The 18430-nt window shown below is 44.0% G+C and carries 19 protein-coding genes; 6 read left to right on the top strand and 13 right to left on the bottom strand.

Annotated elements, in window-relative coordinates; all coding sequences use genetic code 11:
- Positions 1-70: 70 nt before the first annotated feature.
- A complete protein-coding gene (locus IGI84_RS14550) occupies positions 71-1051 on the bottom strand; it encodes an aldo/keto reductase (protein ID WP_086291569.1) in 981 nt (326 codons plus the stop codon).
- 320 nt (positions 1052-1371) lie between these two features.
- Between IGI84_RS14550 and IGI84_RS14555 the strand changes: the two genes are divergently transcribed.
- The gene (locus IGI84_RS14555; RefSeq protein WP_081119252.1) at positions 1372-1953 is read left to right on the top strand and encodes a histidine phosphatase family protein; all 582 of its coding nucleotides are present in this window, start codon (positions 1372-1374) and stop codon (positions 1951-1953) included.
- 243 nt (positions 1954-2196) lie between these two features.
- Here the strand turns inward: IGI84_RS14555 and IGI84_RS14560 are convergent, their stop codons facing one another.
- From IGI84_RS14560 to arcA, 6 genes are all read right to left on the bottom strand, one after another.
- Complete coding sequence (locus tag IGI84_RS14560; RefSeq protein ID WP_081119251.1) at positions 2197-2694, bottom strand: arginine repressor; 498 nt, start codon at positions 2692-2694, stop codon at positions 2197-2199.
- A gap of 81 nt (positions 2695-2775) precedes the next feature.
- Positions 2776-4227 carry a YfcC family protein gene (locus IGI84_RS14565; RefSeq protein ID WP_194195618.1) on the bottom strand — a complete coding sequence of 484 codons (1452 nt, stop codon included), beginning with the start codon at positions 4225-4227 and terminating at the stop codon, positions 2776-2778.
- 44 nt (positions 4228-4271) lie between these two features.
- Positions 4272-4961 (bottom strand): Crp/Fnr family transcriptional regulator, encoded by a 690-nt coding sequence (locus IGI84_RS14570; protein WP_077452399.1) that lies wholly within the window; start codon positions 4959-4961, stop codon positions 4272-4274.
- Between the two features lie 42 nt (positions 4962-5003).
- A complete protein-coding gene (gene arcC / locus IGI84_RS14575; RefSeq protein WP_077452400.1) occupies positions 5004-5939 on the bottom strand; it encodes a carbamate kinase in 936 nt (311 codons plus the stop codon).
- 17 nt (positions 5940-5956) lie between these two features.
- Positions 5957-6976: an ornithine carbamoyltransferase gene (gene argF / locus IGI84_RS14580; protein ID WP_312731381.1), complete on the bottom strand. Its 1020-nt coding sequence runs from the start codon at positions 6974-6976 to the stop codon at positions 5957-5959.
- A gap of 19 nt (positions 6977-6995) precedes the next feature.
- Positions 6996-8219, bottom strand: coding sequence for an arginine deiminase (gene arcA, locus IGI84_RS14585; protein WP_086291565.1), 1224 nt, complete (start codon positions 8217-8219; stop codon positions 6996-6998).
- 391 nt (positions 8220-8610) lie between these two features.
- Here arcA and IGI84_RS14590 point away from each other — a divergent pair, with 391 nt between their 5' ends.
- Positions 8611-10416 carry a M3 family oligoendopeptidase gene (locus tag IGI84_RS14590; protein WP_420699049.1) on the top strand — a complete coding sequence of 602 codons (1806 nt, stop codon included), beginning with the start codon at positions 8611-8613 and terminating at the stop codon, positions 10414-10416.
- 47 nt (positions 10417-10463) lie between these two features.
- Here IGI84_RS14590 and IGI84_RS14595 read toward each other — a convergent pair whose 3' ends face one another.
- From IGI84_RS14595 to IGI84_RS14610, 4 genes are all read right to left on the bottom strand, one after another.
- Positions 10464-10931, bottom strand: a complete 468-nt coding sequence (locus IGI84_RS14595) for a TspO/MBR family protein (RefSeq protein WP_081119244.1) — start codon at positions 10929-10931, stop codon at positions 10464-10466.
- 141 nt (positions 10932-11072) lie between these two features.
- Entirely contained in the window at positions 11073-11906 is an 834-nt protein-coding gene (locus IGI84_RS14600) for a glycosyltransferase family 8 protein (protein WP_368255723.1), read from the bottom strand.
- Between the two features lie 223 nt (positions 11907-12129).
- Complete coding sequence (locus tag IGI84_RS14605; protein WP_077452405.1) at positions 12130-12651, bottom strand: NADPH-dependent FMN reductase; 522 nt, start codon at positions 12649-12651, stop codon at positions 12130-12132.
- 35 nt (positions 12652-12686) lie between these two features.
- On the bottom strand, positions 12687-13292 hold the full coding sequence (locus tag IGI84_RS14610; RefSeq protein ID WP_142425166.1) for an NADPH-dependent FMN reductase: 606 nt from the start codon (positions 13290-13292) through the stop codon (positions 12687-12689).
- 199 nt (positions 13293-13491) lie between these two features.
- On the opposite strand from IGI84_RS14610, the gene IGI84_RS14615 reads away from it, so the two are divergent.
- Together IGI84_RS14615 and IGI84_RS14620 are read left to right on the top strand one after the other, a co-directional pair.
- Positions 13492-14337 carry a MarR family transcriptional regulator gene (locus tag IGI84_RS14615; RefSeq protein WP_220426992.1) on the top strand — a complete coding sequence of 282 codons (846 nt, stop codon included), beginning with the start codon at positions 13492-13494 and terminating at the stop codon, positions 14335-14337.
- Positions 14338-14396: 59 nt separating this feature from the next.
- On the top strand, positions 14397-16148 hold the full coding sequence (locus IGI84_RS14620; RefSeq protein ID WP_272017572.1) for an ABC transporter ATP-binding protein: 1752 nt from the start codon (positions 14397-14399) through the stop codon (positions 16146-16148).
- 54 nt (positions 16149-16202) lie between these two features.
- Here the strand turns inward: IGI84_RS14620 and IGI84_RS14625 are convergent, their stop codons facing one another.
- Positions 16203-16568 (bottom strand): hypothetical protein, encoded by a 366-nt coding sequence (locus tag IGI84_RS14625; RefSeq protein ID WP_430600475.1) that lies wholly within the window; start codon positions 16566-16568, stop codon positions 16203-16205.
- 163 nt (positions 16569-16731) lie between these two features.
- On the opposite strand from IGI84_RS14625, the gene IGI84_RS14630 reads away from it, so the two are divergent.
- Positions 16732-17064 carry a helix-turn-helix domain-containing protein gene (locus IGI84_RS14630; RefSeq protein WP_005230670.1) on the top strand — a complete coding sequence of 111 codons (333 nt, stop codon included), beginning with the start codon at positions 16732-16734 and terminating at the stop codon, positions 17062-17064.
- Positions 17065-17069: 5 nt separating this feature from the next.
- Positions 17070-17546 carry an ImmA/IrrE family metallo-endopeptidase gene (locus IGI84_RS14635; RefSeq protein WP_034858679.1) on the top strand — a complete coding sequence of 159 codons (477 nt, stop codon included), beginning with the start codon at positions 17070-17072 and terminating at the stop codon, positions 17544-17546.
- A gap of 69 nt (positions 17547-17615) precedes the next feature.
- On the opposite strand, the gene IGI84_RS14640 is transcribed toward IGI84_RS14635, so the two are convergent.
- The gene (locus tag IGI84_RS14640) at positions 17616-18428 is read right to left on the bottom strand and encodes a metallophosphoesterase family protein (RefSeq protein WP_077452411.1); all 813 of its coding nucleotides are present in this window, start codon (positions 18426-18428) and stop codon (positions 17616-17618) included.
- Between the last annotated feature and the right edge of the window lie 2 nt (positions 18429-18430).

Consider the following 18430-nt stretch of genomic DNA (forward strand, 5'->3'; position numbering starts at 1 on the left):
TCTGAAACAGCTTTTCATGCCATTCAGATACTTTTCTCATTTCTCAGACCATAACCTAGAAGGAAACGAATTATTCAAACCCAACGATTCGATGAGGAACATAAGGCTCCTCGAGATATGCAATATCAGCGGGATCCAAAGCAATGCCTGTCGCCTTAACTGCTGTTTCAACATGAGACATTTTCGTCGCGCCAATCACTGGTGCTGCCAGAGTTGGTTTGCTGAATAACCAAGCTAAAGAGATTTCTACTCGACTGACACCATAGCGACTAGCCAATTCTCCAACGCGGTCAATAATCAGTTGGTCTTTATCTGCGGTTTCGTCATATTTGGAGCGAGCAACCTCATCAGTCACTAACCGTTTTGATGACTCATTGTTGCTTCTGGCCAAACGACCAGAGGCTAATGGACTGTACGGTGTAAGAGCGATACCTTCTGATTCACAATAAGGAATCATTTCTCTTTCTTCTTCACGATAGATCAAGTTTAAATGATTCTGCATAGAAACGAATTTGGTCCAACCATTTTTCTCAGCAATATAATTGGCTTTTTGAAATTGGTAAGCATGCATCGCTGATGCGCCAATATAGCGAGCTTTTCCTGATTTGACCACATCATGTAAGGCTGCCATCGTTTCTTCGATCGGTGTGTTGTAATCCCATCGATGAATGATGTATAGATCAACATAGTCTGTTTGCAAACGTTTCAAGCTTTGATCTATTTGGGACATGATATGTTTCCGAGAAAGTCCACCGCCATTAGGGCCATCAAACATTTTCTGATGTACTTTTGTTGCCAGCACGATTTCATCCCGTTTAGCATAGTCTTTCAATGCTGCGCCTAGAATCTCTTCACTACGCCCGATTGAATAAACATTCGCCGTATCAAAAAAATTGATTCCCAAGTCAAGTGCCCCTTTAATGATTGGACGGCTGTCAGCTTCTTCCAAAACCCATTTGTGTATCCAATTGACTGGGTCACCGAAACTCATCGCACCTAAACAGATTTTGGAAACATCCAAACCCGTATTGCCTAATTTGGTATACTCCATTTTACTGATCACTCCCCACTATTTTCTTTGTTAGCTAAAGTTTAATTCAAACAAAAAGCGATGTCTATTGCTTAAAAAACGCCTTCCTATGCTTTTTAGGCATAGACTTTCTGGCGATTAGGTGATCACTTGATCTTTCCTAAGATAAGTGATGTATCCACTTAATAAATAGTCTGCTCAAAATTACGCAGCTAGAAACAATGCTTATCCATTTTTTAAGGGTTCAATATGGCTTTTGTGGTCACAAAAAAAACAAGGCTTGTTCCCCTTGACTTCAAGTACACCCAAACAGCTACAATAGTAAAAAAGGAGTAATGATTATGAAGCGGTTATACTTAATGCGCCACGGAGAAACTCTTTTCAACAAACTTGGCAAAGTACAAGGATGGTGTGATTCTCCCCTAACGGAGACCGGCAAAGAGCAAGCCCATAAGGCAAAAGCTTACTTTGCAAGAAACCAACTAACTTTCGGCCATGCAGTAGCATCGACTCAAGAAAGGGCCTGTGACACACTAGAAATAATCTGCGGGACAACCGACTATGAGCGCCGAAAAGGATTGAAAGAAATGAATTTTGGTCTATTCGAGGGAGAAAGTACCCACTTGCAGCCGAAAGGACCAAAAGCTTACGAACATTTTTATCAATCCTTCGGCGGAGAATCTGCTGCTGAAGTTCGCCAACGAATGTTTGCCGAGCTTGTAGATATCATGACCACTACCAAAGCTGACAATACCTTAGTTGTCTCCCACAACGGTGCAATCTTTTATTTTTTCAAACACTTATTTCCAAATGAAGTCCCCCCTTTACGATTGGCTAATTGCGGTTTTATGGTCTTTACTTATGAAAATGGCCACTTTTTTTATCTCGAGACCGTTGATCCTACAAGATCAGTGACCAACTGATTCAATAATACCGTCTCCTTTCAGCACTCTCCCATAATAACCAACTGCTGTCGTGACCTTCCTGCTTAACCATGTTCTACCTATAAAAAAAGTGCGTCGAACCTATCTCTGTTCGACGCACGGATTTTTTCATCATTCACTAGTCAGTAAAAACAGCTTTGTTCATCCTTATAGAGCTGACATACTTCTTTTGAAACAACTTAAGCGACACATCGCTGCCTACCTGCAAGTTTTTGCTTATTTTCAGACCTGTGGTTCATCCTTGAAGAGGCTTGTACCGATCTCATAGCCCTCGACATAATGATTTAAGCGGCGAACGACGGCTTCAGCAGCAGCTTTTGAAGGGGTAATGATCAATAGGATATCAAAACCTGCGATGGTACCGGCGATCTCCGGTAGCTCCATCTCATCTAGGTAGTTGGCGATGACATCTGCTCCATTTCCCGCAGTATGCACCACCACCATAAACTCGACTTGCGTGATCGCTTTTAAATATTCATACATAGAAAAAGCAATTTTGTCCTCCAAATTGCGCTCTTTTGATTCAAAAATCGAATAATAAGGACGGCCATTTTTCGCATAGGTTTTGGCAATATTCATTTCTCGCATATCACGGGAAATCGTCGCTTGGGTTGCTGTAACGTTCTCTTGTTTTAATAAGTTCATCAATTCTTCTTGAGATTCGATACGGTGTTCCGCAAAAAGACGTTTGATGATCACTTGACGCTCTTTTTTCTTCATTTGTTCAATCAGCTCCTCTCAGATCTTTTTAAATAAGCAGAACCTCTCACTCAGTGGGGGAGCAGCAAGACAGATTGCCTATCAAAGGAAGAGCATCGAGAAGATCAAGATCAGCAGATTCGAAACCCCAATCACAAGTAACGGTTTGCGCATAAAGCGGGTCCAAGTGGAATAGTTGACCCGAGCCAGCTCCAATCCCCCCATCACGACGCCAGAAGTTGGTGTGATCAAATTCACTAATCCGCAACCAGCAGTAAAGATCATCACCATAACGTTCGGATTGAGTCCGATGCTTTGCGCCAAAGCTCCCATGATTGGGATCGATACATACGCTAGTCCGGAAGTTGATGGAATCAAGAACGATAAGAGCAAATACAAAATGTAGGCGCCAATCACGAACAGGACGGGCGATAAGCCTTCTAAAAGATGAGAAGCCCGATCCAAAATAAACAGATCCAAGTAGGTCGTCTGCATAATATAGGAAGCACCCCGTGCCACAACGATGATCAAGACCACTGATAAAATGTCTTTGACCCCATCAATAAAGTTGGTCACGATTTCTTTTTCTGAGAACCCTTGAATCAACGCGATAATGATACTGATGTAGAAGAACCACATGGCCAAATCACCAAAATACCATTCTCCGAAGCTATTGCCGGTTAAAAAGGCGGTCCAACCGTCAAACACATGGATATCAAAGTCTCCCCAAGGAATCAAGGAAACCACCATGATCACAAAGGATAAGCCAAAAATCGTTAGAATCAGTCGATGTTTTTGCGTAAACGCCAAGGTTTCGTTCGTGTCTTTGACAAAATGTTCTTCCATTTCTTTTTGCTCTTGCAGCGATAAGATCGTCGACCCTTTGTCAGCTTTGACTTTTTTGGCATAAGACATCACTACAAAGATACAGTATGCGGTCGTGACTAACCAAAGCATTGCCCCGACTACTAAGATCGTGCCGTTGTTTGGGGCAATATCGATGCTTCGCAAGGCATCCATCGCAACGCCGGTCGCAAAGGGATTGACGGTGGAGCCAATCACGCCAGCACCCGCACCCAGCATAACGGTTCCTGCTGCGACGATCGTATCAAAACCTGATGCCACCATCGTGATTGCTAATAAGGAATAAAAAGGAATCGTTTCTTCCGCCATTCCATAAGTGGAGCCGCCGATCGAAAACAGGATCATTAAAATCGGAATCAAAATCAACTCATTGCCTTTGAGTTTTTTGACCAAATGTTGAATCCCGGCTTCCAAAGCGCCTGTTCGCGTGACGATATTCAAAAAACCACCTAAACAGAGAATAAACACACAGATCTCGATCGCATCACGAAATCCGTTAAAAGGCGCCATAAAGAAATCAGAAAACTTGGCACCTACCACTTGGCTGACCATCTCTTCTTGGCCTGCTGGTAAAGAAGGCGCAAAAGGCTGCCCTGCTAAAAGCCAGGAAGCGACCGTCAAGGCGATAATGATCAGAAATAAGATACTGAACGATGTCAGCGACTTTTTTTCTTTTTGCTTTTTTTTCATCTGTGTTCCCCCTTTATTGAATCAATCCTATTTGCTGCCTACCATTAATTGACAACATGAGAAAAATAATCCTGGTCATAAATAATGAGTTCTTTGTAGCGATAATAAATCTTTCTTTTATGCACGAGCGCCTTGAGCGTTTGACTGACTGTCTCTCGGGTCGTTCCACTGTACTTGGCTATATCATTGATAAAAACGGGAAAAGGAATGCGAATCTGCTCACCTTGTGTCTGCCCATGTTCGATCATCAAAAGACCAATCGTATTGACGACTCTTGTTTGCGCACTGGAGGTGACACAATACTCGACACGGCGTCTTTGTTTTTCCAATTGCCGGCTCATTTGCTGATTGAGCCACAGCAACTGACTTGTAGACGAAACAACTAGCGGTTCAAACAGCGACATCGCTGCAAACTGCACGACAATGTCTGTTGCAGCGAATGCCGATACATCATAGTTGTCTCTTTCAAACAAGCCAATCAAAGGAAATAACTGATCAGGCCCAACAAAATCTACATAACAATAGGAATCAGTTCCGTCGGTTTTTTCGATCCGCACAAGTCCTTCTATCACGAGGAATATCCGATCTCTTACGTCGCCTTCATAAAAAAGTACCTGGCCTTTTTTGTACGTACGGCAGTAAATATGCTCTTTCAACCGCTGCTGATTTTCTTCTTCCAGCCATTGAAAGCTGTTCACTCTTGTTGATGGATCTTTTATTTGGTGGTCGATCATTTTTCTCACTCCAATGTTTTGGGTCTTGCTTTGCTGCTTCGCTTATTTCCAGGTGATCTGCGTACCAGCGTCTTCGATGTCTGCCAGCTTGTCTAAAGAAGTAATCACTGCCTGTTTTTCCGCCCCCATTTTGACAAAATTCAAAGCGGCTTGCACTTTCGGCAACATACTACCTGGTGAAAAATGGCCTTCATCGACATAGGTTTCCAATTCAGCGGCGGTCACATGATCCAACCACTGCTCATTTTCCTTGCCAAAGTTCAAAGCGATTTTTTCTACGCCCGTTAAAATGATCAGCTGATCCGCATCGACCAAACGAGCCAATTTTTCAGAAGCAAAATCTTTATCGATCACGGCTTCAACACCCAGGCCATTGTCTAACACAGGAATGCCGCCGCCTCCTGCACAAATGACGATCGTGTTTTGTTCGATCAGCGCTTTGATGCTGGCAACTTCTTGGATCGCTTGTGGTGCAGGACTGGCTACGACTTTCCGCCAACCACGACCAGCATCTTCACGATAGATGGCATCTGTTGCCGCCATGGCTTCTTTGGCAGCCATTTCCGTTAAGAAAGGACCGATCGGTTTTGTCGGATGGGCAAATGCTGGATCTTGGGCATCGACTGTAATTTCCGTGACCACAGTCACCACCGGCTTCGCTATTTGAGCTGCTTTCAACTGGGTTCTCAGCTCATTTTGCAACCAATAGCCAATACTGCCTTGGGTCATGGCGACACAGGTATCTAAAGGCATCGCTGGATTTTTACTAGAATCGCTCGCTTGCTGCTGCAACACCAAATTTCCCACTTGGGGCCCATTCCCATGGGTAATGATCAAATGAACGTCTTTTTGAATCAGGGGAATTAAATACTCGACCGTCTGTTTAAGCCGTTCTTTTTGCCCTTTGGCACTGGCATCTTCTGCTAAGATGGCGTTGCCGCCAAGGGCGACAACGATCGTTGGTTTCTTTTCACTCATCTGCTCACTGCTCCTTCTTACACTCTAGGAATAAATAGATCGCCTAAGGTTACTGCCATGATCGCTTTGATTGAGTGCATCCGGTTTTCAGCCTCTTCAAATTGACGACCCCAGTGACTACGGAAAATATCGTCTGTGATCTCCATTTCAGAAATGCCGAATTTTTCTTCGATCATTTTTCCATACGTCGTATTCGTATCATGGAACGCTGGCAAGCAATGAAGCACGATCAGGCCATCGTCTTGTTTTCCGGTAGCCATCACCATTTCGCGGTTGATCTGGTAATCTTTCAACAGCTTCACCCGCTCTTCGAACTGGTCTTCTTCCCCCATTGACACCCAAACATCGGTATACAAGACGTCTGCATCTTTAACACCTTTTTGGATATCGTCTGTTACCATCAACTGACTGCCAGATTCTTTAGCAAATTCGTTGGCATAATCTGTCACTTCTTGCGCTGGGAAAAGTTCTTTTGGTGCACAGATACGAACGTTGACCCCTAAAATCGCCCCCGTCACTAACAAACTATTTGCCATATTGTTCCGACCGTCACCCACATAAACTAGCGTAATGTTTTCCAAGGTACCGAAGTTTTCTTTGATGGTCATAAAGTCAGCGATCATTTGGGTTGGGTGCCATTCATCGGTTAAGCCATTCCAAACAGGAACACCGGAGAATTTGGCTAAATCTTCAACGACTTGTTGACTGAACCCGCGGAACTCAATGCCATCAAACATGCTGCCTAAAACTTTTGCTGTATCTTCGACGGATTCTTTTTTGCCTAGCTGGATATCATTCGCGCCTAAAAATTCTGGATGGGCACCAAGATCGATGGCAGCTGTCGTAAAGGCCGCCCGTGTCCGAGTCGATGTTTTTTCGAACAAAAGAGCAATGTTCTTGCCTTCCAAATAGCGATGAGAAATATTTTGTTTTTTCAACTGTTTCAAATAGATTGAAAAATCAATGAGGTATTCTAACTCGGCTTTCGTAAAATCTTTTTCTGCTAAAAAACTTTTTCCTTTAAATACTTGTTCCATCGATGATTCCTCCTCTGATTTAAATATCTTCTCTAACAAATGGCATGCTCATGCAGCGAGGGCCGCCACGACCGCGAACCAATTCACTGCCGGAGATTTTGTGCAATTTGATGCCGGCTTCTGCCAACTTCTGATTGGTGATGGTATTGCGGTCATATACGACGACTTCGCCAGGTGCGATCGTTAAAGTATTCGAACCGTCATTCCACTGTTCCCGAGCCGCTGCAATCAAATCGCTGCCACCGCAACGAATCAATTCAACCGCATTTAGTTCTAGATAGCGACATAAAATATTTTCCAACGTGTCCTTTTCTTCTTTGATCGTCACCCCATCACCTGCTCGTGAGATTGAATAAACCGTCAGCTCTCCTTCGATTTCTGGATGAATCGTAAACTTGTCATGATCGACCATTGTAAATACCGTATCTAAATGCATGAATTTGCGCTCTTGACCAATGTCAAACGCTAGGACATATTCAAAGCTTGGCTCATTTTCGAACACTTTGCGGGCCAGCTGCTCAATCGAAGCGGCATCCGTTCGTTGCGAGATACCAATCGCCAGCACATGTTTTGACAGAACTAATTCGTCGCCACCTTCGATGCGGGTTGGTTGGGCGCGATCATAAAGCATATGAGGCGGATTTTGCTGAAACATTGGATGATGAGCAAAAATATATTTGCCGTATAACGTTTCGCGCCGTCTTGTTTCTGAATACATGCGATTCAACGAAACGCCGTTTCCAATCGTCGCAAAGGGATCGCGCGTAAAATACAAATTCGGCATTGGATCGATCAGAAATGGGTATTGATCATCCACGGTCCCAGCGAGGCTCTGGGTGTTTGGCAGCTCCAGTTCATTTTTGGCTAAACCAGCCATGGTTTTGTCGATCAGTTCCCGATCATTGTCGCAAGACAGAAAATAATCCGTGACTTCTTTGATGATCTCGGGACTTTGGATCGTTGTTTCCGCTAAATAATCCTTGAGAAATTGCTGTTTGATTTCTGGTGACGTGAGCGATTCAGCAGCTAAATCTTCTAGGTACAACACCTCCACATCATTTTGACGTAGGACTTCCGCAAACCGATCATGTTCTGCTCTGGCTTGTTCCAAAAAAGGAATATCATCAAATAGCAGGCGGTTCAAATGATCAGGAACAAGGTTCTCCAATTCCCGACCAGGGCGGTGAAGCATGACTTGCTTCAAGCGTCCAATCTCTGAAAAAACATGAATAGCATTTGGCATTTTTCTTCCTCCTTCTTCTGTTTACGCCTCTATGCTACCTAATTGTATACGCTTTCGTAGTGGTATATTTCGTGTTCTTTTCGCAAAGGATTTGGCATTATGCATGAAAAAGCGAATATCGCTCTTCAGACGTTTTTTTACTCGCTGTTTTTTTTCATATGTAATATTTATCCATCGTTTTTTTTCTAAGAATTTGATGAGGATGTAATAGTTTTTTTATTTTTGACGTTTTTCCGCCCTATCAATAGATCAAGGAGATATACATTCCATTTTTTGTTTTTGGTACAGTTTCATCAAAAACCCTTATTTCATAAGGATTCTGATGGTTGCGACCAAATTTCGTTATGCTATACTTAATAAGATCGAAGGAAAAGAAAGGGGTTTGATAGGAATGACCTATTCAATCAATTGGGATCTAGAAACAATCTTTCCGGGAGGCAGCGATTCTGTTCAATTAAAAGAACGCATGAGCCAACTGGAAGAACAAATTGCAAATTACCGAACAACAGTCGATGCATGGTCGCCCAACAGCGAAGACGATGCAGCAAAATTAGGAGAGTTACTTGATTTATCCGCAACTATCAATCAAGGATTTTCACAATGTGGCAGCTTTATCAATGCCTTGCTTTCAGCCAATGTCAATGACAGCAAAGCCAAAATCCTGACGGGTGACCTCTATGCAAAATTGCCAGCACTGCAAGCAGCACAAACCGTTTTTTCAAAAAAATTGACAGAAATTTCTGAGGATGATTGGACAGCACTAGTTAAAGCAGAAAACTTAGCATCTGTCGCTTTTCGTTTAAGCGAGATTCGCCGCGACGGCAAAGAGTTGTTATCCGAGGCAGAAGAAACCATCATCAACACTTTAAATTTAGATGGCTTGAATGCTTGGAGCCAACATTACGATACAATCGTTGCCTCAATCGAAATTCCTTTCCTGCAAGAAGACGGCACGACGATCAAGTTGTCAGCTGGTCAAGCCTTCAATAAAATGATGGGCGATCCTGATCCGGAAGTTCGTGCGCGTTTATTCGATACTTGGGAAAAGACGTGGGCAGAAAAAGAAGACCTCTTTGCGGATACCTTGAACCACTTAGACGGTTTCCGCCTCTCTACCTTCAAACTTCACGGTGTCACTGATTACTTGAAGGAACCATTAGAATACAATCGTCTGCAAAAAGCGACATTGGATGCTATGTGGGGCACGATCCAAAAAAACAAACAGCCGATCGTTGATTTCTTGACCCGCAAAGCCCAGCTTTTCGGCAAAGAAAAAATGGAATGGCAAGACCAAGATGCGCCGATCATTCTTGGGGACATGGAAGAAAGAACCTACACCTTTGATGAAGCAGCTGACTTTATTTTGACCAACTTCCGTAAGTTCAGTCCGAAAATGGCTGACTTTGCCCAAGTTGCTTTTGAAAAAAGCTGGATCGAAGCAGAAGATCGTCCAGGCAAACGTCCTGGCGGCTATTGCACCAGCTTGCCAGAAACCAAAGAGTCACGTATTTTCATGACCTACAGCAATTCAGTCAACGAAGTAGCGACGCTTGCCCATGAGCTCGGTCACGCGTTTCACAGCAGCGTTCTTTGGGAGCTGCCGGAATTAAACCGCAACTATGCCATGAACGTTGCCGAAACAGCAAGTACCTTTGCTGAATTGATCGTTGCGGATGCAACCCTTAAAGAAGCAACAACAAAAGAAGAAAAAATCAATCTATTGGATGCCAAAATGCAAAATGCGATCGCGATGTTCATGAACATCCACGCACGCTTTATTTTTGAAAACAGTTTCTATCAAGCTCGTCAAAAGGGCTTGGTTTCAGCGGAACAAATCACGGAAATGATGACAGCGGCGCAAAAAGAAAGCTATGCCGATGGGTTAGCGACTTATCACCCACATTTCTGGGCAGCCAAATTGCACTTCTTTATTGACGATGTGCCGTTCTACAACTTCCCGTATACCTTTGGTTACCTCTTTAGTATGGGGATCTACGCGTATGCCAATGAAAAAGGGTCTAGTTTTGAAGAAGAATACATTGCTTTATTGCAAGATACTGCTTCAATGACCACCGAAGAATTGGCACAAAAACACCTTGGTGTCAATTTAACGAAACCAGACTTCTGGCAAGCAGGGATCGACATGGTCCTAAAAGATGTTGCCAGCTTTATGGAATTGACTGAAGACTATATCTAAAAGAAAAAACCCTCTTCCAACATGACGCTTGGAAGAGGGTTTTTCTATCAGGCATTCAATAAAGTTAAGCCAATCGTTAAGTAGCCGGCGTATAAACACCAAATCAAATAAGGAATAAACAAGTACATTGCTTTTTTGTCGATACGAGCAAAGAGGATCATACAGATAATTACTGATAACACTAACAAGACAATAATGATGGTTCCGGCCCAGTAAGCATTCCAGCCAAAGAAAACAATACTCCACAAGAAGTTTAATACTTGCTGGATCGCAAAGAAGATATAGGCATTCTTTTTAAGTGCTGGATTGACTTTGGCTACGATCAGTAAATACAACGCCGTTCCCATAAAAGCATACAAAATCGTCCAAACAATCCCAATGATCCCGCCAGGAGGGGCCAAAAAGGGTTTTTCCATTTGCGCATACGTTCCGGCAATGTCCCCTGCAAACAAACTCGAGATGATTCCTGTTGCTTCAATGCCGATTACACAGACCAGCCAAATTAAAAATTTCATGTTCTCCACTCCTTCTTTTTTTCATGACTCGCTAGTTTCATCGTACCATCGAATCGAAAAAAAGCAGAATAGAACGCTTAAAAAAAGAAACGCCCGTGTGGACGTTTCTTTCAAGGTAATTTTGATTATATTCAATGACAGCTACTTTGATTGTTCCTCTTCAAACTTCCGCCGTTCATTTTCTACATATTTGTATAACGAACCGTAGCGGCTGCGATAGCCTTTCTTCCACGGCTTCTCTTTGCCACAAAAATGCAGCAGAACGGTATGTTCGATGACCCAATCCAAACTCCATTCCCCTAGGCTGATCGTCTCATACGTACGGTTTTTCCGTACATCATAGTTATAGAGCTGATCAGGAATCGCCAGCACTCGATCACCATATAACCCATTCAAAATATCTTGATCCGGCAAAAAGAGGTTCAAATGATTTTTCTCAATGAAGGCTGCGATCTCTGTTTCTTTGACCTCTTGCCGTAGCTGATGCACGTTCATCAGCAAAACGCCTGAATTGTAGTAGCCTTCCGACTCATAATTGCGTAACCGAACTTTATTGATGACTGTTGTCACTTCTGTCAGTTTAGAATGGCTGGCAGCGGCATACAGAAAATCCCCTAACGTCAGCTCATACAAGGGGCGCAAATCATTGATGCACAAAATATCCGCATCCAGATACAGGATTTTTTCCACCTGCTGCGGCAAGTAATTTTGTGCCAACAATCGATAGTAGATCGACTCTGGGTAGCGGTCACTAACTGGTGCCGTTTTAAAGATCGAACCAGAACCGATGACGACGGGATGATAGGTCATCGCCAATTTTTGACAAAAGACCTCTAGCTCTGCACCTTGTCTCAATTCTTTTTCTTGTAAGACATAGACATCGAAAGATGCTGCTGTCGTATGACGTTTGATTGAATATAACGTTGTTTTTAATTGTTCACTGAATCGATCATCAATCGCAAAAAGTAGATTCATGCTCTTGTTCACTCCTCTGTTACTGGTTGCGTGCTCGTTTTTGGAAAAATCGAACGCAGTTGCCCGCATCTTCTGCTCTTCTAGTATACCCGATTTTTAGTCATTCTTTCAGTGAAATAGCCTTTCCAGTGAAAACCATCCCTTGGAAACGCAAAAAAATGCTGTTCCATCCAATGAATGAAACAGCAAATGATCGATGATAAATGGTGACATCCTAAACAGATCAGCGAATCGTGGCAAAAGCCGTTGACCACAACAACAATTCATCTAGCATGTCATTGACACCTGCAGCCATGTGCGCACCTGGTTTGAAGGTACTGAAATTTTCAAAATCAGTGAAGAGATTGAAGGCTGGGTTAGTCCGCACGGTGGCAACTTTTTGTTCAGCTAATACGTTGCGCAATTGTTCAGCGGCCCGAATCCCACCGCCAGAACCATAACTGACGATCCCAGCTGCTTTATCAAACCATTCTTCCCGAGCAGAATCTACGGCGTTTTTCAAGGAAGCTGCAAAACCGTGGTTGTATTCTTGCACGATGAAGATATAGCCATCTAACTCAGCGATTTTTTTGTTCCATGCCATGTTTGGCTCAGCCGTTCCCATAAACGGTAAATCAAATGCCTTTACATCCACGATCTCAAACTGATGCTCTGACCGTTGAGTAGCAATTTCTTGAATATATGCTCCGACTTGCGGACTAACGCGTCCTTCTCTTGTACTGCCTAAAATAATACCAAATTTCATGATAGGTTCCTCCTAAGATTGTCTTCGTTTGTTTTTTAACGATTGGCAAATGTGTCTGCCCAGTCCAATAATTCCGTCAACATATCGTTCATTCCTGCCGTCATATGTTCGCCAGGAGTAAAGGTGGCAAAATTTTCAAAATCAGTAAATAAGTTGAAGGCTGGATTAGTGCGCACCGTGGCTACTTTTTGTTCCGCCAAAATCAAGCGAACTTGCTCAGCGGCCCGAATCCCACCTGCTGAACCATAGCTGACGATTGCTGCTGCTTTGTTGAACCATTCCTCGCGGGCGCTGTCCAACGCATTTTTCAAGGAAGCCGAGACCCCATGATTGTATTCTTGCACGATGAAGATGTAGCCATCTAATTCAGCGATTTTTTCGTTCCACGCTTGGTTCGCTTCGCCTGTACCCATAAAGGGTAAGTCGTAGTCTTTGATATCAATGATTTCAAACGAGCGGTCGCTATGTGCTCGTGCTGTTTGTAACACGTAATTGGCTACTTGCGGACTCACGCGGCCTTCTCTCGTACTGCCAACGATGATTCCGATTTTTTGCGCTTTTTTCTTTTCCGGGGTGCGATACACCTCTTTAATCACTTCTTTTTCAATTATTTGTTCTTTTTTCCCAAATCCAAAGACCATTCTTTTGTACTCCTTTTATTGTGTTTTCTTAAACGATGGACTCAGCATACCAAACTTACTTTTAGTAAGTCAATCCTTTTGCTTACTTTTTGTTAGAAAAAAACAAACTATTTTCTCTTGACATTCGTTCGGCACCGAACTATAATCAATCCATCGATATCGTTAGGTACCGAACAATAATCCAAAAGGAGTGTTTTCAATGAGTACAATGACCGATCACTTAATGAAACAGCTTCGTTTTATCAGCGAAGCCAGCAATGCCTTTATGAGCCAAAACAACCAACGCCTTTCTGGACAGCAACGCGTCCTTGCCGTTTTAAACTTAGAAGATGGCTTGGTGCAAAATTACCTCGCAGAAGTTTTAGATTTACGGCCAAGTTCCTTGGCAGAACTATTGAAGAAAATGGAAAACAGTGGGGATATCCAGCGTAAAGAAGATGCAGCCGACAAACGGATCAAACGAATCTATCTGACAGAGACTGGACGAAAAAAAGCAGAAAAATTACTGGCACAAAAAGAAGCCACCAGCAGTCAAACGTTTTTTGCTGGGTTAACAGAGGAAGAACAAACCGAATTTGCCCGTCTGCTTGAAAACATTGCTGCTGGATGGGAGGCTGACTTTCAGCAACAGACACAACGCTTTGTTGATCCCATGGATCGTTTGCAAGTCATGCAAGAGATTCGTGAAGAAATGATGAAGCAATGGGGCGGAAATTGGCAGGAAATGACGAATGACGAACGCCGAAAAATGAGGCAACAAATGAAAGATACTTGGCAAGACATGGGCACTAACGAGCGACGCCAAATGAAAAAACAAATCAAAGAAGCTATGCGGCAAATGCCGTTTCCTGGACATCGCGGCCTGTTTGGCAATCGGCCATTTGAGCCATTAGAACCGTTTGATAATAGCGAGGCGAATGATCCACGGTACACATGGGTAAAAGGCAACTTTTTTGATGCCTACGGGTTTGGACAAGACCACAAACCAAACCCTACTTCCACTTCTAAAGACGAAACAGCCGAGGATGATTGGCAGGATTTCTAATAGCACTTAATTAAAAAGAAAAAGCAGTGAGCTACCTTGCTTGCTGCGGAGGAAAACGAATGGAAACAACGACACCAACAGTGAACAAAAACAAATTTAAAATGAAAGACTTTATCCACCTGATCGTCAGTGTCAACCCCAAGAAAGGCTTGTTTCTTTTAGGGATGCTCTTTAGCCTGATCACAAGTGCCGCCAGTTTGGTCGTGCCGCAGCTGACGAAAACGCTGGTCGATGCCAGCGGCACCCCCACGTTCAGCACCTCCATGCTGGTCGTTTTGATCCTAGCCTTTGTGCTGCAATTAGGCGTAGGGACTTTAGGCGGCTTTCTCTTGCGCTATGTGGGAGAAAGTGCCGTGAAAACATTGCGGGAACGTCTTTGGAAACATCTGCTGCATTTGCCAGTCAGCTATTTTGATGACCACAAGTCGGGGGAAAGCAGTTCGCGACTCGTCAACGATACTTCCGTGATCAAAGAACTAGTCACCTCGCAATTTCCCAGCTTTGTCACTGGCTTGATCCAATTGGTTGGTTCGATGATCATCTTGTTTTTGATGGATTGGCAGATGGCGGCGATCATGTTCAGTGCGGTGCCTTTGATCACCTTGATCATGTGGCCAATCGGCAAGATCATGTCAAAACTAGGACGCCAGCTGCAAGCAGCGACTGCCGATTTCAATGCGGATGCTAGCGAAAAACTCTCAGAGATCCGTTTGATCAAAGCCAGCAACGGAGAAGCCAGTGAACAGGAAAACGGTCGGCGCAACATTGGGGCAATTTTTACCCTCGGGGTCAAGGATGCGAAAGTTAGTGCGATTTTGCAGCCAATTATGACGACGGCCATGCTGGGCTTACTCGTAGGAATCCTCGGTTATGGCGCGATCCGCGTCCAAGCCGGCACCTTGACGAGTGGTGCATTGATCGCTTTTCTACTGTATCTCTTTAATATTATTGCGCCGGTGACGACGTTTGCGATGTTCTTTTCGCAAGTTCAAAAAGCGATGGGTGCTACGGAACGGATCCAAGAAATTTTGGATACGCCGCTGGAGCCGATCCAGGCAGCACCTAAAGCTGCCATCGATGGCGCTGTCTTACGGGCAGAACAGATCGATTTCAGTTACGATCCCAAACGGCCGATTTTGCAAAACATTTCTTTTGAAGCCAAGCCCAACACCGTGATTGCTTTTGCGGGACCAAGCGGCGGTGGAAAATCCACGATTTTTGCTTTACTAGAACGCTTTTATGAACCCACTAGCGGGCGCTTGCTGATTGGTGAACAGCCGATAGCTGACATTGATCTGCAGGACTGGCGGGCACAGATTGGCTATGTTTCCCAAGACAGTGCGGTCTTTGCCGGTACGATTCGGGAAAACTTGCAATACGGATTGGGACGGACGCTGTCAGAGGAGGAATTGTGGCAAGGACTGGCATTGGCTTATGCCGATCAGTTCGTCCAAGAGTTCCCCGAAAAACTAGAAACACAAATCGGCGAACGCGGCGTCAAACTATCTGGCGGGCAAAAACAACGGATCGCCATCGCACGAGCATTCTTGCGAGACCCCAAGCTGCTGATGCTGGATGAAGCGACCGCCAGCCTAGATTCTCAGTCGGAAGAAAAGGTCCAGCGGGCGTTGGATCATTTGATGGAAGGGCGCACGACATTAGTGATTGCTCATCGCTTATCGACCATCGTGGATGCCGATCAAATTTACTTTATAGAAAAAGGTACCATTACCGGTCAAGGTACCCATGCAGAATTGATCAGCAATCACCCGCTTTATGCTGCCTACGTGAATGAACAAATGATCAATTAAAGAATAAAAACTAGAAAAAAAACTGCTTATTGATGGATAAGCAGTTTTTTTCTATTAGCCAACGGCGGAATGTTGCTTCTCTTCACGCGTCCCAAGCACTTGATTTACTCGCTGCCATTCTTTCAGCACCTGATTTTCTGCCCGCAAAAAATCCCGTTCGCTTTGGGCAGTAGCAAGCTTTCCTTGATAGACCAAGACTTCTTCTTGGTAGGTTTTGGTGGTCTTTTGGACTTCTTCTTCTAACTGGTCGATTTTATGGGTCAATTCTTGATTGATCTGTTCATATTTTAGGTAAAGCTTTTGGGCATTTTCGATATTCGTTTGTTCCAAATTCGCTTTGCTGGATACTCGGGTAGCCAAATAAGTAAGTACACCAGTAATGAGTGACGGCAAGACAACTGTTACGATCGATGTATCCATGATCCTCCCCCATTCTTTTTGATACAATTCATATCATCTGTTTCCAGTATAAAAGATACGATTCGTATCGTCAACTGATGTGATATTTTTTATATCAAATAATACAAAAATAGATACAAATTATATCCAACGTGCTATACTACAAAAAAGGAGGCGATCACTCATGCTTGGCGAACGGCTAAGAACACTCAGACTACGAACCAATCAAACCCAACAGCAGATCGCAGATCAGCTAGGGATCACCCGCGCAGCGTATTCGCATTTCGAAAATGATCGTAACGAACCCGATGGCGAGACCATCGTCAAACTCGCGGAGATTTTTCAAGTATCCACCGATTTTTTATTAGGCAGACAAGTCCCGGCAGGCTTTACTCCGCCCTCTGCAAAAGTTCAAACCGTTGCGGCCCATATTGATGATGACGTCACCGATGAGCAGATGGAAGACATCCTCAGCTATATTGAATTTATAAAACAGCGGCACGCCCAAAAGGAATGATGGAAATGGATAAAGTAGAAGAACTGATGGCCGCCTACCCAGACTTGCACTTTATTTTCGATAAAAATATGCCTGATGGTCAGCAAGGATTGTACATCGATCACCATATTTACTTGAACCCTGACCAATCACAAGAAGACCTCTTGAGCACCATCGGTGAAGAAATCGGTCATTATCTGACCAGTGCTGGCGACATTACCGCCCAAGACACCAACGAAAAGCGCAAACAAGAACGCAAAGCCCGCGACATTGGTTCTGCGATCGTGGTCACGCCCTATGATATCATCGCTTGTTTTGAAGAAGGCTGCAAAACATTGGCGGCATGCGCTGATTTTTTAGGGGTTCCCCCACAAACCTTCAAAGATGCGGTCACGTATTATGCTCGCCGCTTTGACGGTATCAAAACCGAAGAAAACTATACCTTGTTTTTCCATATCGACGGCACGATTGAAGTTGTCAAAACCTTTGGCAATCAAGGTTAAGCCTTTTTTACACAAAAACAGACGTTCCTTTTCTGCTGCTAAAGGCAGAGTTGACGGAACGTCTGTTTTTTATCCTTGCATGTTGACCCGCATCAATACACGGTTCGGTCGATAGTTTTCTGAGGATTGATGAACCAGCGCACCTTCCTCGAAACGATACAAATTATATCCATAGCGTTCTTCAAAACGGACCATCCCCTCGCCTTCATCTTCCCCGACAAACGACATACTTGCCACAGTATAGTAAGGGATCCCTGCGATCGTTCCCGTAAACGCATGATGGGTATGTCCACTGAGAATACAAGAGATTTGATACTGCTGCAATAATGCTACCAAACGATCGGCACCGGCCCACGCCGGCGTGCTTGCTTGATAAGGCAACAAATGATGGTGCGTCACAAAGGCGATCTTTTTCTCTTTGAGCTGAGCCAGCGTGGCTTGCAGCCATTCAAACTGTCGCTCATCTACGATACCGTCGGCATAGCCATAACAGGAGTTATCGAAAGTCACAATCGCCAATGTCTCCGTTTCATAGACTTGATTAAAAGGCGTATCACTGGCGGTTTCTACTGACTTGCCTTGCCAGCCTTGGCGAAAATGCCGTTTGATATCGTGATTACCTAGCGTTACCACGAACGGCACTGAGCCAAAGGCTTTTTCTAAATATCTCTTCAAAGAGGCATAATCGGCAGGCGCGCCATCTTCGGTCAAATCGCCACTGATCACCACCAAATCGATCGCCCCTCGCGCCTTGGCATCCTGGATACACTCTTCCAGAGGAATCAAGGGATTTTGCATGGCTGCCAGCATTCCTTGATACCCTTCTTCACAAGGCAGGTAACTTTCTCGAAAATGGATATCTGATATATGCAATACATTCATAG

This window comes from Enterococcus sp. DIV0008 (genome assembly GCF_050542615.1).
In the GTDB taxonomy this organism is placed as follows: Bacteria; Bacillota; Bacilli; order Lactobacillales; family Enterococcaceae; genus Enterococcus_D; species Enterococcus_D innesii.